Here is a 15,750-nt window from a genome sequence, read left to right as displayed (position 1 = left end):
CTCACCGGGCCCCACCTGATCCGCACCGGTGGGGCCCGGTGTTCCACCCGTCATCCCGCAGTTTCGCGCACGAGGTCGACGAAGGCCTGACCGACGGCCGACAGCGACGGCGGGTGGAATGCGATGGCAAAGGGTCGCACCACATTCGGTTCGATCTCACGGATCACGACCGGCTCGTCGGCCGACTCCGCCACCGATCGTTCGAGTAGAGTGCCGCCGATTCCGGACTCCACCATCGGGAGCCGTTCCTCGCGGATCTCCGACAGCACGGCCAGCGGCGGACGGACGCCCCCGACGCGGATCGCCTCCTCGAACTCGTCGGCCACCGAGTAGCCGCGCGGCACGAACACCATCGGGATCGCCGGCAGATTGTTCAGCGGGATCGGGCCCTCGGGTACGTCGGTGCCCTGCGGGTAGACGAGCACGTGTTCGTGTTCGCCGATCACGATCACCTCGAGGTCGTCGCCGGCGATGGGTAGGTGGGCGACGGCGAACTCGCAATGACCGTCCTCGATGGCCGACGCGGCCCTGGTCTCATCGCGTAACTCGCCGAGTCGCACCGAAACCCGCGGATAGGCGGCCCGGAACCGGGCGACCAGATCGACGACGGGCCCGACCGCGGTCGCGGCGAAGGCCAGGATCTCGAGGTGGCCGGTGAGTTCGTCCTCCGAGGCGGAGAGCAGATCGTCGACGGCGTCCATGTCGCGCACGATCTGTCGCGCGGGACCGACCATCGTGCGCCCGGCCGCCGACAGGACCATCCCGCGACCGATGCGGTGAAACAGCTGGACTCCGAGTTCGCGTTCGAGCGCCCGGAGTGCTTGGGACACTGTGGGTTGCGCGACACCGAGAGCCGACGCGGCCCCGCCGATGCCCTTGTTCTCGACCACCGCCAGGAAGTACTCGACCTGTCGCAATTCCATGGTGTGTCACCAATCCCGTGGTTCGGCGTGGTCCGGCGCGATCCCGCAGTGGACCTTCGCCGCGGAGATGAAGGCGAGGGCGGCCGGTGAGGGGAGCCCGGATCGCAGCACGAGACCCCACGGTCGGGTGAGTGGTGGGTCGAGCGCGAGTCGACGGAGTCCCGCAAGCTGCCGGTCGGCCACGGTGCGTGGGAGAATCGTTGCGCCCGTGCCCTTCTTGACCAGACTCCACACCGCGGACGGTAATTGGCAGTCGACCACCACGTTCTTGGCGTTGTCGTCGAGGAGTCCGCCGAGGAGTTCCGCGGTGATCGGGTCGCTGTGATCGACGACGAGTGGCAGCGAGCGCACCGCAGACTGCGGTATCGGTTCGGGCAGACCGTCGGCGAGCGTCGTCGGCGCCGCGACGATGAGTTCCTGCTCGGCCATCGGGATGGCGGTGAAGGCTGCGTGTTCGGCGGCCGAGTCCATGATCCCGACCTCGGCGTCCCCGGATCGCAACGCCGACAACACCCCGGTGGGGCTGTCGGCGGAGACGACTCGAACCGACAAGCGCGGGAACCGTTCCCGGAACAGGCGGACGATGTTGACCACCGGGTCCACGCTGAACGCCGCGTAGGTCACGATGTCGACACGACCGGCGCGCAGCTCCCGAACGGCGTCGACCTTGGCCTTCGCGCGGTCGACGTCGGCCAGGATGCGCCGGGCGGCGACGTCGAGTTTGCGTCCGGCCTCGGTGAGTTCGAGGCGTCGTCCGGTGCGGTCGAACAGGGTGACGCCGAGACGTCTCTCGAGCGTGCGGATCGCCTGGGACAGCGACGGCTGTGAGATGTAGAGCGACTGGGCGGCCTTCGTGATGCCGCCGTGGTCGACCACGGCGACGAAGTAGGTCACGAGGTGCAGGTCCACCCCGGTCACTCTATCCGGCGCCGGGAGCGGAGCGAGCGGGCCGAATCAGCCCGGCGCCGGGAGCGGAGCGAGCGGGCCGAATGAGTACTGCGCCCGGATCTGTCACTTGCCGGTCCAGCGCGGCGCGCGTTTCTCGGCGAAGGCGATCGCACCTTCCTTGGCGTCGTCGGAGACGAACACCGGACCGAGGAAGTCCCACTGCTTCTTGATCAGTTCGGGATCGGTGTAGCGGATCGCCATGGAGGTGACCTGTTTGGTGGCGCGGACGGCAAGGGGGCCGTTGGCGGCGATGACGGCGGCCAGTTCGCGGGCCCCGGCGAGTGCCTCGCCGGGTTCGGTGATCCGGTTGACCAGGCCGAACTGGTGGGCGCGTGCCGCGGTGAGCGGGTCGCCGGTGAGCGCGAGTTCCATGGCGAGCTGGTAGGGGAGGATCTTCGGGAGGCGTAGGAGGCCACCGGCGGCGGCGGCGAGTCCGCGCTTGACCTCGGGGATGCCGAACTTGGAGTCGTTTGCCGCGACGACGAGGTCCGCCGACAACGCGAGTTCGCATCCGCCGGCCAGCGCCCAGCCCTCGACGGCGGCGATGAGGGGCTTGGTCGGCGGGGCCTCGGTGAGGCCGCCGAACCCGCGTCCGTCCAGCGCGACCTTCTCGCCGCGAGCGAAGGCCTTGAGGTCCATCCCGGCGCAGAACGTGCCACCGGCACCTGTGATGATGCCGATGGTGAGGTCGTCGCGCGACTCGAGTTCGTCGATCGCGGCGGCGATACCCTCCGACACCTCGAGATTCACGGCGTTCTTCGCCTCGGGGCGGTTGATCGTGATGACGGCGACGCCGTCGGCGAACTCGGTGAGCACGGCACTCATGGGGACTCCTGGAGTTGGTGGACGGGATGGGCGGTCAGGTGTTCTCGGATGTGGAGATCTGTTGCGGCTCAGCCGGTGTGGGCTCGCCGGCGGCAAACCAGCGGATCGGTTCCGGGGTGGTCGGATCGGTCGCCGTCTCATCGGGAACGTGGGCGTCGAGGACGCCGCGTTCCTGCAGGACGACGAGATGGGCGTGCGTCTCCCGCAACGCGAGTCGGCTGAGGGTGAGGGACAGCTCCTCGAACGGACGCGACCACGTCACCGACCGGGTGATCTCCCAGGCCGTGCTCTCCGGATACCGGGTCACGGTCGAGGCGATCTCATCGAGCCGCTCCTCGTGATGCGTGAGGAGACCGGTGACGCGGTCGCCGAGGCCTCGGAACCGGTACTCGTGGGACGGCAGCGCCTCGTGGTCACGCATCTTCTCGGTGTTGGCCAGCGAGATCAGGTAGTCGGCGAGGGGACTGTCGGTCTGCATGGGATTGGTCGAGATGTTCGGACTGATCCGGGGCAGCAGGTGGTCGCCGGTGAAGACGATGCCGGCGGTGTCGTCGGCGAAGCAGAGGTGCCCCGCGGTGTGGCCCGGGGTCCAGACGGCGCGGAGATCCCAGCCGGGGATGTCGAGCGGGGCGTCCCCGGTCAGCTCGCGGTCGACGGTCCGCCCGTCGGGCAGGCGGATGAAACCGACCAGCCCCTCGTCGGCGACCTCGGTCGGTGCGCCGAGAGCGCGGAGTTCGGATCGCGCCTGGCCGAGTTGGGTCTCCACCTCGGCATCGGAGTAGTGGCGCAGGTACCGGGAATCGTTGCGATGCATCCACAGCTCGGCGTCCACGTGCTCGAGTAGACGCGGCACGAGCCCGAAATGGTCGGGGTGCAGATGGGTCACGCCGACAGACCTGATGTCGGCGAGGTCGTGGCCGGTGGAGTGGATGCCTGCGACGAGGATGTCCCACGACTTGTCGGACGGCCAGCCGGCGTCGATCAGTGCGAGACCGCCGTCGGGCAATCCGAGGGCGTAGACCAGGACGTATCGCAACGGATTGGATCCCATGGGGACCGGGATCGACCACAGCTGCGGCCGGACCTCCTCGACCGGGGGCAACACCTTGTCGGCCCAGGCCTGCTTCTGCAGCGTGCCGGTGACCTCGATCGTGCCCATCCAGCCTCCCGCCGGGTCCGTCGCGTGGTGACACCGCTGATGATCGTTGCAGTGATCAACAGTCATCCGATCACGAGAGGCGATCGCGCTCAAGCTGTGGGCGGCTCAGACATCCTGAGGTAGGACCTATGGATCCAGGTCGGCGAGTCCGGCCGCGGCCCCGTCGCAGCTCGCCGCGACGTCGAGCACCAGTCGCCCGGCGAGTTCCGGCTGGATGAGCGGGAACAGATGGCTTGCCCCGGGGACGACGGTCAGCGACGCGTGCTGTGCTGCCTCGACGAAACGTTGTTCGTGGACCCGGAACTGGTCTTGGCTACCGTTGACGAACATCGTTCGGCCGGGGTAGCGCCGGACCTCGCCGAGCGCGTCGAACCGCTTGATCTCGGCGACGACGTCGGCGATCGACCCCAGTGCCAGTCCGCCGATCTCCATGTCGGCGGACACCCGACGTCCCACGGCGAGGCGGGTGGCCACCTGACTGATGATCGCCGCCTGACGCGGCAGGAACGCGGTGACCGCACCGAACGTCTCGAACGGCGCGGCCAGCAGCGGACTGGGCTGCGCGGTCGCGCACATCGGGACCAGGGCCGCGACGGCTTCCGGATGGCGTCCGGCGACCGCCATCGCCACATAACCGCCCATCGACATCCCGGCCACGACCGCCGGCCGGCCGAACCTGCTGATCTCGGCGAGCACGGCGTCCACCGCGCCGGACATCGTGAACGTCTCGTCGCGGCGCTGCCCGTGGCCAGGGAGGTCGGGGGTGGCGACCGCGCGCCTCGAGTCGGGACCGGCCACAGCCGCCGCGACCCGGTGCAGGGTCGCGCCGCTCACGCGCAAACCGTGGACGAGGACGACGGGCGTGGGTTCGACCACCGCCGCGTCGACGGGAACGGGTACGGGCTCGGCCATCGCACGCAGTATGCCGCCGAACGGTTCTCGACGCCGCCGGCGTCACCGACTGTTCGTCAGCGATCTGCTTCGACGTCGGTTTGTTCGGCACCTATCTGCCCCGGCGTTCCCGACGGTTCGCCCGGTGGGGGCACCGGTGACACGCGCCGACCGATGCCGATGCGGTCGAGGAACCCGGCGTCGTGGGAGACGACCAGCAGCGCACCGGTCCAGGCCTCGAGTGCGTCCACGAGTTGCGTGACGGTGTCGAGATCCAGGTTGTTCGTCGGCTCGTCGAGGATCAGCAGTTTGGGTGTCGGGTCACCGAGCAGTGCATCGGCCAGTGCGACGCGCAGCCGTTCGCCGCCGGACAGTTCGGCGAGTGCGCGATCGGCGCGCGCACCCCGGAACAGGAACCGCGCGAGATGCGCCCGCACCTCCTGCGTCGAGATGTCCGGGTGGGTCCGCGCGAGGTGCTCCGCGATCGAGACGGTCGGGTCGGGGAAGGTGATCTGCTGCGGTACGAAGGCGAACGGTACGACGACGGATTCGGAGGCGATCAACTCCGCGATCAGCGTCGATTTCCCGGAACCGTTGGGCCCCACCAGAGCCACCCGCTCGGGTCCGTCCATGCGCAGGCGGTCATCGACGACGATCTGGGCGCGCGGGGCCACCTCCGGCGTCGGCACGACGATCCGTGCGGTGCGGTCGGTGCGGATGTCCTCGCGGGCCTCGTCGAGACGCGTTGCCGCAGAGGCTACGTCGTCACGATGGGCGTTGCGCAGTTTGCCCGCCGACACCTGCGCCTCGCTCCGGCGGTTGTGTGCCACGATCTTCGGCACCCGCTTCTCGCGTTCGGCCGTCGCGCCCGTCCGGGCCCGCCGATCGAGTTTGATCAACGCCTCGGTCATCTCGCGGCGCTGCTTGCGCAGATCGCCGGCGGCGGTGGCAACCGCTGCCTCGGCGGCGTCTTGTTCGGCGTCGATGATCTCGCGGTACCGGGAGTAGGGCCCGCCGAACAGCCGCACTCGACCTCGGTACAGCTCGACTGTCGTATCGACACGTTCGAGGAGCTCGAGGTCATGACTGACCACGACCACCGTGCCCGGGAACGACTCGATGGCGTCGAAGAGCCGGGCGCGGGAGTCGGTGTCCAGGTTGTTGGTCGGTTCGTCGAGGAGCAGGATCGCCGGGTCGGCGATGAGTGCGGCGACGATCGCCAGCAGGGTCGCCTCCCCGCCGGACATGGCGCCGACCGTGCGGTCGAGGTCGGGCGGCAGTCCCATCTGCTCGAGGAGTCCGATGGCGCGCTCCTCGACGCCCCAGTCGTCCCCGACTGCGTCGAAGTCCTGCGGATCTACCGAGCCGCTCTCGATTCGTCGTATCGCACAACGAATCTCGTCGATGCCGAGCGCTTGTGCCACGGTCGACGACGGATCGGACTGCGGGTCCTGCACGACCACAGCGACATCGGTCGTCGACGTGTCGCCTGCGATCGTGATGCTGCCCGACGCCGGGCGTGATCGACCGGCGATCAGGCCGAGGAGGGTGGACTTGCCCGCACCGTTCGCGCCGATGAGGGAGTAGGTCTCGGCGCCCAGGGCGAGGTCCAGGTGATCGAAGACGACTGTCCCGTCGGGCCAGGCGAACGAGACATCGGACAGCACGATGGAAGATGGCATGAGCGCTCCTGAAGTGGGTCGGGTACACCGACAGGGCGTCGGTGGGGTCCGTCGGCGGTGCCGACGGCCGGGGCCACTTCAGTTCTTCATCGCGTGGATCACTCCTGGAGGGTCTGGGGGCAAGTGGTGACCACCGTAGCGGACGCGCGCGGAGTTGCAAACGGATTATCCGCCGACGAGTCGGATCCGGGCTCACCGCTACGGTTGGGGTATGTCATTTCTCCGCACCTCGGTGTCCAACGGCGTCGGCGAGATCGTCCTGGACCGGCCCAAGGCTCTCAATGCGTTGGACCAGAGCATGATCGACGACATGTACGTCACGCTCGGCGAATGGGGTGACGACGACGCGATCGACACCGTCCTGGTCACCTCGGCGAGCGACCGGGCGTTCTGCGCCGGAGGCGACATCCGTGCGATCCGCGAGCACGCCATCGACGGCGACCACGCCTCGATCAGCCGCTACTTCGCCGGCGAGTACCGGCTCGATCAGCTCGTCGCCGACTACCCGAAGCCCTACATCAGCCTGATCGACGGGGCGGCCATGGGCGGGGGTCTCGGGATCAGCGTGCACGGCGAAATCAGGGTCGTCACCGAGAAGGCGATGATCGCCATGCCCGAGACCGCGATCGGGTTCTTCCCCGACATCGGTTCGACCTACTTCCTGCCGCGGCTCCCGGAGGGCGTGGGCATGTGGCTCGGACTCACCGGCGCCCGGATCCGCGGAGTCGACGCGGTCGCCGTCGGCCTGGCAACGCATTTCGTGTCCTCCGCCGACCTGCCGGCGGTCGCCGACAGCATCCGTTCTGGTGCCCCGCTGGCCGACGCGCTGGCCACGTCGGGAACCGAGGACACCAGCGACGTGCCGTTGCGCAAGATCGGCGAGTACTTCGCCGACGACAACGTCAACGCCATCCTCGGCGGCCTGCGCGGCGCGGTCGGCGACGACTGGGCCCAGGAGATGGTCGGTCTGCTCGAGGGCGCCTCACCCACCAGTCTGTGGGTCACCGCGGCGATGATCAGCGCCGGGGCGAGGTCGGGGATCGACGAGTGCTTCGACCGGGAACTGCATGCCGCAGAGGAGATCACGAAGACCCACGACTTCCGCGAGGGCGTGCGGGCCGTGCTCGTCGACAAGGATCGCAGTCCCGAATTCGACCCGGCGCGCATCGACGACGTCGATCCCGCCGTCGTGGCCCGGATCGTCGGTGCCACCGCTGGTTGAGCCGCCTCCCCGCTGGCTGAGCCGCCTCCCCGCTGGTTGAGCCGCCTCCCCGCTGGTTGAGTCGCCTCCCCGCTGGTTGAGTCGCCTCCCCGCTGGTTGAGCCGCCTCCCCGCTGGTTGAGCTTGTCGAAGCCACTGGTCGGGTTTGCGAGGTCGGTTGCCGAGGTGGCCTCGACGGACGCGGCGTCCTCGCTACGCTCGGTCGACGCTGCTCGACCAGCGGGGGTTGGCGTCCTTACTACGCTCGCTCGACGCTGCTCGACCGGCAGATCTCAGGGCGTGAGGTAAAACCACCCCGACAACGACACGCTGTCGGTCGAGTTGCCCTCGGACTCCGGCTGTTTCGTGGCCGACGACTCGTCGAGGTCGTAGCGGACGTCGTCGTCGGGCGCGAGCGGGTTGGCCTCGACCCGTGTCGCCGTCGGGCAGGTGAACGAGCCGGCCGCGAGTGAGCCAGACATGCCGCTCACGCTGAGCTGGCACGCGGACGAGTGGTGGTAGTCGCCGTTGATCGAGACCCCGATCTGGGCGTTGATCGGTCGTGTCAACGGCCCGACGGTCGGACGTGTCGCGCCCACCGGTGGCAACAGGCCGCCGGTCAGTTCGCTGATCAGGAACTCGATCTGCGCGCCGCCGGTGCCGGCGTCCTTGAACACGAAGAGCAGCGAGTCCGGCGGCACATCGGGCCGCGCCGGGCCCCACCGGTCGAACTCATAGCAGTTGGGCTCGTCGGCGGGGGTGGCGCCCACCGCGGGTCCGCGTCGGGAGTCCGCCGGCGTGTCCGCGACCGCGATCTTGATGTCGCCGTGACGGAACTCGAAGTTCTGGCCACTGCGGTCGACGTTGCCCTGCGGTGGTTTCTCGGTGCAGAGCGTCGGGTCGACCGGGCGTGCGGTCGGCACCGGCGTCGAGGTGGTGGGCGTGGACTGGGGCGGGGCGTCGGAGCCACAGGCGGTGACGAGCGACGACACCGCCGCGCACATCAGCACGGCGGCGCGCACCGGCCGGCGCCGTGTGCTCGTCGACCGGTCAGTCCGCTGCCGCGACAAGGGGTTCGAGAGTGAGGTCGGGGTGTTCCTTCTCGATGTACTGCAGGCGCCATTTGTCGCTGAAGAGCGCGAGAACGGCGCCGTCGGTGCGGGTGAAGACCTCGACGCCGCGTTGCCGATTCAGTTCGGGCGCGCTGTCGGCATCCGTGCGACGGGCGAGGGTGTAACCGAGCGGCTCGATGATGGTGTCGACGTTGTACTCGGCCTTCATCCGCGCGGTCACGACCTCGAACTGCATCGGCCCGACGGCGGCGAGCACCGGCGACGCATCACCGCGGGTGTCGTTGCGCAGGACCTGGACCACGCCTTCGCTCTCGAGCTGGTCCATGCCCTTGCGGAACTGCTTGTACTTGTCTGCGGTGGTCGCACGCAGGGTCGAGAAGTGTTCGGGCGCAAAGGACGGGATCGGCGGGAACTGCACCTTGGGGCCGTCGTAGAGAGTGTCGCCGGGCGCGAGCGCGGTCGCGTTCACCAGACCGACCACGTCACCGGGGTAGGCGGTGTCGACCGTCGAGCGGTCGCGGCCGAAGACGGCCTGGGCATACTTGGTGGCGAACGGCTTTCCGGTCTGCGCATGGGTCACGACCATGCCGCGTTCGAACTCGCCGGACACGATCCGCATGTACGCCAGGCGATCCCGGTGGCTGGAGTCCATCCCGGCCTGCACCTTGAAGACCACCGCGCTGAACGGGTCGGTCACCGGCCGTGGAATGCCCTCGACGTCGGCCCGCGGCCCGGGCGGGGGAGCGAGCTCCACGAGGACCTCGAGGAGTTGCCGCACACCGAAGTTCAGCATCGCGGAAGCGAAGATCATCGGCGAGGTCTGCCCGGCGAGGAACAATTCCTGATCGTGGTCCTGGCCCATCTCGGTGAGCAGTTCGCTCTCCTCGAGTGCCGAGGTCCACTCGTCGCCCTCGCGAGCCAGCGCGTCGTCGGCGGACATGATCTCCTCGGGCGCGATCTTCGCGCCCCCTGCGGTACGCGTGAAGTGCACGTACTCGCCGGTGCGCCGGTCGAGGAGACCACGGAAGTCGCCGGCGATGCCGACCGGGAAGAACAGCGGGGTCGGGGTGAGGCCGATGCGCTCGGTGATCTCGTCGATGAGCTCGAGGGGACTCTGCCCCGGCCGGTCCCACTTGTTGATCACCGTGATGACCGGGATGCCCCGGTGGCGACACACCTGAAAGAGTTTGAGGGTCTGCGGCTCGAGTCCCTTGGCGGCGTCGATGAGCATCACCGCGGCGTCGACCGCGGTCAGCACGCGGTAGGTGTCCTCGGAGAAGTCGGCGTGACCCGGGGTGTCGACGAGGTTGATGACACTCGGGATCTCGGGGTCGGCCTGGGCTGCGGCCGAGTAGTTGAACTGCAGCGCCGTCGAACTGACGGAGATGCCGCGCGCCTTCTCCATCTCCATCCAGTCGGAGACGGTCGACTTACGTCCGGCCTTGCCGTGGACGGCGCCGGCCTCGCTGATCATCCGCGCGTGCAGCGCCAGCGCCTCGGTCATCGTCGACTTACCGGCGTCGGGGTGGGAGATGATGGCGAAGGTACGACGACGCGTCACTTCGCGACTGATCACCTCGGAACTCACGAGGTTCCAGGCTACCGGGCGTGCAGGGGGCGGCCAAACTCGCTCGCGGTGGAGTGCCGGGGCAGGTTGTGCCGGTATGCGGCACCTTGTGCCCCCGCCCCGAGAACTGGGAACCCGTCACCGTTGCTGTGCGTCTGATGGTCGTGCAGCTTCCACCGGGCCTTCGGCGCCGCGTTCTCGCCCGTGACGGGGTACTGACCGTGGCGGATGCGCTCGAATTCGGCCTCACGCGGTCCGCGGTCCGGCGTCGAGTCGATTGCGGAGACTGGATGCCGCACACGCGCGGGGTGTATTCGCTCGCCGATCATCCGACGACGCCGGCCACCCGTGCGCGACTGGCAGTCGCGAGCGTGGGCCGCGGTGCGGCGCTGTCCGGAGCGGGAGCGGCGTGGTGGCACGGGCTCCTCGACGAGCCGCCGAAGAAGTTCACGGTCACCGCACCGCGATCGCGGCATGGCTCTCCGGTCGAGGGCGTTCGGGTCCGGCGCCGCTGCCTCGCGGACGCGGAGGTGGTGACCCGCAAGGAGTTGCTCGTGACAGCCTTGCCGCTGTCCGTGCTGGAAGCCGCACTCGAGAGCGACAGCGGAGTCCTCGACAACGCGCTGCTCGTTCGCAAGGTCTCGCTGCGTCAGCTGCGCGTCGCCGCTGATCGTCGACGTGGCAAGGAGGATGGACCCGCGATTGCGGCCCTCGTCGACGGCGTCGAATCCGGCGCGCGCTCGGTGGCGGAGCGGCTGGCTGTCGACGTGTTGAGCGCCGGAGGTGTGAGCGGTTGGTCGTGCGGTCACCCGGCCAGCGGGTACTTCATCGACCTCGCGTTCCCGGATCGGCTGTTGGCGGTGGAGATCGACGGGATGGCGTTCCACCGCGACGCGGAGACGTTCCAGCGAGACCGCCGACGCCGAAACGACCTCATCGCATTGGGTTGGACCGTCCTCAACTTCACGTGGAGTGATCTGCGGGAGCGGCCCGACGACGTCGTGGCGCGTGTCCGCCAGGCGCTCGGCTTGCAGCGCGACCGGCCGGCATGACCAATCCGGGGGCATCATGAGCCGCTGAGCGGATCAAATTGCCCCCGGACTCGATACGGCGCCCTACTCGAACGGAACCGGCGGCATGGTGACGACCTGCGCGGCGTAGGAGAGTCCGGCGCCGAAGCCGAGGAGCAGCGCGGTCTGGCCGGGCTGTGCTTTGCCGGTGGACAGCAGGTCTTCCATGGCCAGGGGAATCGAGGCGGCGCTGGTGTTGCCGGTGTACTCGATGTCCTTGGCGACGACCGCGTCGTCGCGGAGTTTGAGGTTCTTGGCGAGCAGTTCGTTGATACGGGCGTTCGCCTGGTGCGGCACGAAGACGTCGAGGTCCTCGGAGCCGAGCTTCGCGGCCTCGAGGGCGCGGTGGGCGACCTTGCCCATCTCGAAGGCGGCCCAGCGGAACACCGCGGTGCCCTCCATGCGCAGGTAGGGACGCTGGGTACGGTCGCTGTCGAGGAAGGTGACCCAGTCGAAGTCCTGGCGGATCGCGTTGAACTGGGAGCCGTCCGAGCCCCAGATCACCGGGCCGAGCTGCTGCTGCTCGGTGGGTCCGACGACGACCGCGCCGGCGCCGTCGCCGAAGATAAAACAGTTGGTGCGGTCGGTCATGTCCATGGTCACCGAGAGTTGCTCGGCGCCGATGACCAGCACGTGGGTGGCGCTGCCGCCGCGGATCATGTCGGAGGCGAGTGCCATGCCGTAGCCGAAGCCGGCGCAGCCGACGGTGACGTCGAAGGCGGGCACGCCGTTGCAGCCCAGTTCGGTCGCGACCTTGGTCGCGCCCGCCGGGGTCAGCAGCAGGTGGGTGTTGGTGGCGAGGATGACGGCGTCGATGTCGGACCCCTGCAGCAGCGCGTTGGCGATCGCCTTGCGTCCGGCGTTGACCGACATCTCCATGACGTTCTCGTCGCGACGCGCGAACCGGCGGGTCTTGATCCCCGTACGGGTGTAGATCCACTCGTCGGAGGAGTCGATGTGCTGACAGATCTCCTCGTTGGTGACGACGCGTTCGGGGCGGTACGCGCCGATGCCGAGCATGCCGATGTTGTTGATGCCAGTGGTGTCTGCGATGACCGCCATGGTGAACCCTTCCCAAAACGTGCCCGGCGAATATGTGACCCGACATACGACGGTACTCACACCGCCTCTTACTGGGAAGTAGCGGGACCCCGCCCCTAATCGTTACGGGGTCGCGGAACGCGGACCGAAGTCGTCCTCGATGAGCGGGATGCTGGTCCGCAGGTCGATCGAACACCGCCGGGGCGTCGGAAAGCGGCCCGCGGTCACGACGATCAGCACACGATGACGTGCGCGCAGCGCCGAACGCACGAGTCAGTACACCATTCGACGACATCGAGAAGGGGAGTCCGCATGATCCACGCACGCGGTTTGGTCCAGGTGTTCAGCACCGGGAAGGGAAAGAAAAAGCGCGAGGTGAGGGCCGTCGACGGCGTCGACCTCGACATCGCCGAAGGGGAGGTGGTCGGGTTCCTCGGACCCAACGGCGCGGGCAAGACGACGACGCTGCGCATGCTGACGACGCTCCTGTGCCCGACCGCGGGAACCGCGACGGTCAACGGCTTCGACGTGGTGGCCGACCCGGTCTCGGTCCGGCGCAGCATCGGATACGTGTCACAGGCCGGCGGCACCTTCAGCCAGGCGCAGGCCGGCGATGAGATCGTCGATCACGGCATGCTCTACGGGCTGTCCCGGGCCGAGGCGACCCGCCGCGGCCACGCCCTGTTCTCCCAGCTCCAACTCGACGGCCTGTGGGAACGCCAGCCCAAGAACATGTCCGGCGGGCAGAAACGCCGACTCGACATCGTGATGGGATTGGTCCACGAACCGTCCCTGGTCTTTCTCGACGAGCCGACCACCGGCCTCGACCCGCAGGCGAGGGCCAATCTCTGGGACCACATCCGGCGGTTGCGCACCGAACGCGGCGCGACGGTCTTCTTGACGACGCACTACCTCGACGAGGCCGACGAACTGTCCGATCGGATCATGATCATCGACAACGGCCGGATCGTCGCCGCGGACACCGCCGACAACCTCAAGGCGCAGGTGTCCGGCGACCTGGTGGCACTCGAGGTCGCCGACTCCGCGGCCGTGTCCACCGCCGCGGAGAAACTGGCCTCGGTCACCGGTGGCCGCGCGGACGGCCGGATCGAGATCGACGGCCGGCATGTCCGGAGCCGGGTGCCGCGGGCGGGCCGGGCCGTCCCCGGACTGCTGCGTGACCTCGACGCCGCGGGCATCACCCTCGACTCCATCGAGGTCATCCGCCCGACCCTCGACGACGTCTTCCTCACCCTCACCGGTCGGTCGCTGCGTGACGCCGAGACCGAGCGGGGCAACGAGATCCATTCGGAAACAACCGATTCGACGAGCGCCGACGCCCCGTCGGTCGAACTCAACCAGCAGGGAGTCAGCCGATGACCACGTTCCTCCGCGAGAGCACCATCGTGTTCCGCCGACAGATCCGCATGAACCTGCGCAACCCGGCCTGGGTCCTCATCGGGGTGATGCAACCGGTCCTCTACCTCGTCCTCTTCGGGCCGCTGCTGAAGCCCCTCGTCGCGCAGTTCCCGGGCGGCGCCGACAATCCGTACACGTTCCTGGTCCCCGGTCTGCTCGTGCAACTCGGTCTGTTCGGCGCGTTGTTCGCCGGATTCAGCCTGATCGGGGAATGGCGCGAGGGTGTGATCGAGGCCGAACGGGTGACCCCGGCCAGCCGCACCGCCCTGCTCACCGGTCGACTCATGCGCGACATGCTGCAACTTCTCGTGCAGGCGCTGATCCTGGTGGTGCTGGGCTATCTGATGGGCATGCGCGGTTCGGTGATCGGCGTGATCCTCGGCATCATCATCACGATGCTGATCGGTGGCGCGTGCGCCGCGGCGTCGAACGCACTGGCACTGACCACGAAGAGCGAGGACGTGATGGCGCCGCTCATCAACATGGTCATGATGCCGGTCCTGTTGCTGTCGGGCATCCTGCTTCCGATGACCCTCGGGCCGTCGTGGCTGCAGAGTCTCAGCGACTTCATGCCGTTCCGGTGGATCGTCGACGCGGTGCGCGACACCTTCTCCGGCGACCTCGCCAGTGCTCAGGTCCTCTGGGGCGTCCTCGCGTCGCTCATCCTGGCCGGACTCGGAACCCTGTGGGGCACTTCGGTGTTCCGCAAGGAGAACGCCTGAGGCGTGAGCCCGCCCCCTGCTCCCTGAGGAGCGAGCTTGCGAGCGTCACGAAGGGTCCTGGTGAGATTCGTCGCCAAGCCCTTCGTGGCTCGTCGCTAACGCTCCTCGCACCTCAGGGAGCAATGGCTTTGTCGTTCCTTCGGATTAGGGAGCCGGGGGTCAGTCGAAACTGGTGATCGCCGGGGCCGGGGGAAGGGTGACGACCGCACCCGCGTAGCTCAGGCCGGCGCCGAAGCCGAGGAGCAGCGCGGTCTGTCCGCCCCTCGCCTTGCCGGTGGCGAGCATCTCCTCCATGGCGAGCGGGATCGAGGCCGCCGAGGTGTTCCCGGTGTTCTCGATGTCGTTCGCCATCGGCAGGTCGTCGGGGAAGCCGAGGTTCTTCTTCATCAGGTCATTGATGCGGGCATTGGCCTGGTGGGGCACGAACACCTCGATGTCCTCCACGCCGACGCCGGAGGTCTCCAGCACGGTGGCGAGGGCCCGGGGCAGGGTGACGGCCGCCCAGCGGAACACCTTGGGCCCCGCCATCGTCACCACCATCCGACCGACCGGGTCGGTCTCGGGGTCTTTGTCCTGGTAGGCCTGCGCGCGGTCCATGTACTCGGGGATGTCCCAGTTCTGGCCGATCGCCTCGGCGTTCTCGCCGTCGCTGCCCCAGACGGTCGGAGAGATGCCGTTGTCCGCGCTCGGCCCGACGACCACGGCCCCGGCTCCGTCGCCGAAGATGAACGCGGTGTTGCGGTCGGTGGGATCCATGACCACCGACATGGTCTCGACGCCGACGAGCAGGACGTACTCGGCGCTGCCGGCGCGGACGGTGTCGGCGGCGACGCCGAGTCCGTAGCCGAAGCCGCCGCACCCGGCGGCGACGTCGTAGGCGGGGATGCCGTTGAGCCCGATGTCGGAGGCGACGCTCGGGCCACCGTGCGGGATCTTGGTCTTCCAACTGTTGGTGGCGAGGATCAGCGCACCGATCTTCTCCTTCGCCACCCCGGAGTTCGCGATGGCCCGCTCGGCGGCCGCGGCGGCCATCGAACGCGCCGACTCGTCGCCGCTGATCCATCGGCGGTTGCGGATACCGCTCCGCTCGAAGATCCACTCGTCGGAGGAATCGAGGACCTGGCAGACCTCGTCGTTGCTGACCAGGCGTCGCGGACGGTAGGCGCCGATGCCGAGCATCGAGACGTTCTGGTGTCCGGTCTTCACCGAGAGGTTGACCACTGTTGCCGA

At 68.5% G+C, this 15,750-nt stretch carries 15 protein-coding genes; 4 read left to right on the top strand and 11 right to left on the bottom strand.

Going from position 1 to position 15,750, the window contains the following annotated elements; translation table 11 throughout:
- Positions 1-50 precede the first annotated feature (50 nt).
- From FFS52_RS03590 to FFS52_RS03560, 6 genes are all read right to left on the bottom strand, one after another.
- Complete coding sequence (locus FFS52_RS03590) at positions 51-923, bottom strand: LysR family transcriptional regulator (protein WP_137808853.1); 873 nt, start codon at positions 921-923, stop codon at positions 51-53.
- A gap of 6 nt (positions 924-929) precedes the next feature.
- Positions 930-1,832 carry a LysR family transcriptional regulator gene (locus FFS52_RS03585; protein WP_137808852.1) on the bottom strand — a complete coding sequence of 301 codons (903 nt, stop codon included), beginning with the start codon at positions 1,830-1,832 and terminating at the stop codon, positions 930-932.
- A 102-nt stretch (positions 1,833-1,934) separates the two neighbouring features.
- Complete coding sequence (locus tag FFS52_RS03575; protein WP_137808851.1) at positions 1,935-2,696, bottom strand: crotonase/enoyl-CoA hydratase family protein; 762 nt, start codon at positions 2,694-2,696, stop codon at positions 1,935-1,937.
- A gap of 34 nt (positions 2,697-2,730) precedes the next feature.
- A complete protein-coding gene (locus FFS52_RS03570) occupies positions 2,731-3,855 on the bottom strand; it encodes an MBL fold metallo-hydrolase (protein ID WP_137808850.1) in 1,125 nt (374 codons plus the stop codon).
- Positions 3,856-3,981: 126 nt separating this feature from the next.
- Positions 3,982-4,767 (bottom strand): alpha/beta hydrolase, encoded by a 786-nt coding sequence (locus tag FFS52_RS03565; protein ID WP_078112143.1) that lies wholly within the window; start codon positions 4,765-4,767, stop codon positions 3,982-3,984.
- Positions 4,768-4,823: 56 nt separating this feature from the next.
- Positions 4,824-6,428 carry an ABC-F family ATP-binding cassette domain-containing protein gene (locus tag FFS52_RS03560; protein ID WP_249356225.1) on the bottom strand — a complete coding sequence of 535 codons (1,605 nt, stop codon included), beginning with the start codon at positions 6,426-6,428 and terminating at the stop codon, positions 4,824-4,826.
- 211 nt (positions 6,429-6,639) lie between these two features.
- Between FFS52_RS03560 and FFS52_RS03555 the strand changes: the two genes are divergently transcribed.
- The gene (locus FFS52_RS03555) at positions 6,640-7,650 is read left to right on the top strand and encodes an enoyl-CoA hydratase/isomerase family protein (RefSeq protein WP_137808849.1); all 1,011 of its coding nucleotides are present in this window, start codon (positions 6,640-6,642) and stop codon (positions 7,648-7,650) included.
- A 271-nt stretch (positions 7,651-7,921) separates the two neighbouring features.
- Here FFS52_RS03555 and FFS52_RS03550 read toward each other — a convergent pair whose 3' ends face one another.
- On the bottom strand, positions 7,922-8,650 hold the full coding sequence (locus tag FFS52_RS03550) for a hypothetical protein (RefSeq protein ID WP_249356223.1): 729 nt from the start codon (positions 8,648-8,650) through the stop codon (positions 7,922-7,924).
- A 28-nt stretch (positions 8,651-8,678) separates the two neighbouring features.
- Positions 8,679-10,289: a peptide chain release factor 3 gene (locus FFS52_RS03545; RefSeq protein ID WP_137808848.1), complete on the bottom strand. Its 1,611-nt coding sequence runs from the start codon at positions 10,287-10,289 to the stop codon at positions 8,679-8,681.
- 143 nt (positions 10,290-10,432) lie between these two features.
- Between FFS52_RS03545 and FFS52_RS03540 the strand changes: the two genes are divergently transcribed.
- Positions 10,433-11,320 (top strand): DUF559 domain-containing protein, encoded by an 888-nt coding sequence (locus tag FFS52_RS03540; protein WP_137808966.1) that lies wholly within the window; start codon positions 10,433-10,435, stop codon positions 11,318-11,320.
- Positions 11,321-11,383: 63 nt separating this feature from the next.
- Here the strand turns inward: FFS52_RS03540 and FFS52_RS03535 are convergent, their stop codons facing one another.
- The gene (locus tag FFS52_RS03535; protein WP_137808847.1) at positions 11,384-12,400 is read right to left on the bottom strand and encodes a beta-ketoacyl-ACP synthase III; all 1,017 of its coding nucleotides are present in this window, start codon (positions 12,398-12,400) and stop codon (positions 11,384-11,386) included.
- A 102-nt stretch (positions 12,401-12,502) separates the two neighbouring features.
- Positions 12,503-12,649 (bottom strand): hypothetical protein, encoded by a 147-nt coding sequence (locus FFS52_RS23605; protein WP_171011540.1) that lies wholly within the window; start codon positions 12,647-12,649, stop codon positions 12,503-12,505.
- Between the two features lie 42 nt (positions 12,650-12,691).
- On the opposite strand from FFS52_RS23605, the gene FFS52_RS03530 reads away from it, so the two are divergent.
- Together FFS52_RS03530 and FFS52_RS03525 are read left to right on the top strand one after the other, a co-directional pair.
- Positions 12,692-13,759: an ATP-binding cassette domain-containing protein gene (locus FFS52_RS03530; protein ID WP_137808846.1), complete on the top strand. Its 1,068-nt coding sequence runs from the start codon at positions 12,692-12,694 to the stop codon at positions 13,757-13,759.
- On the top strand, positions 13,756-14,520 hold the full coding sequence (locus FFS52_RS03525; RefSeq protein WP_058250851.1) for an ABC transporter permease: 765 nt from the start codon (positions 13,756-13,758) through the stop codon (positions 14,518-14,520). The genes FFS52_RS03530 and FFS52_RS03525 overlap by 4 nt, the downstream gene beginning before the upstream one ends.
- Before the next feature lie 159 nt (positions 14,521-14,679).
- On the opposite strand, the gene FFS52_RS03520 is transcribed toward FFS52_RS03525, so the two are convergent.
- Positions 14,680-15,699 carry a beta-ketoacyl-ACP synthase 3 gene (locus tag FFS52_RS03520; RefSeq protein ID WP_137808965.1) on the bottom strand — a complete coding sequence of 340 codons (1,020 nt, stop codon included), beginning with the start codon at positions 15,697-15,699 and terminating at the stop codon, positions 14,680-14,682.
- Positions 15,700-15,750 lie beyond the last annotated feature (51 nt).

The organism is Gordonia sp. ALPHA1B1 (assembly GCF_005502615.1).
GTDB lineage: Bacteria > Actinomycetota > Actinomycetes > Mycobacteriales > Mycobacteriaceae > Gordonia > Gordonia hongkongensis.
The sequence above is the reverse complement of the archived record's forward strand: the minus strand, read 5'-3'. Positions and strand labels throughout refer to the sequence as shown.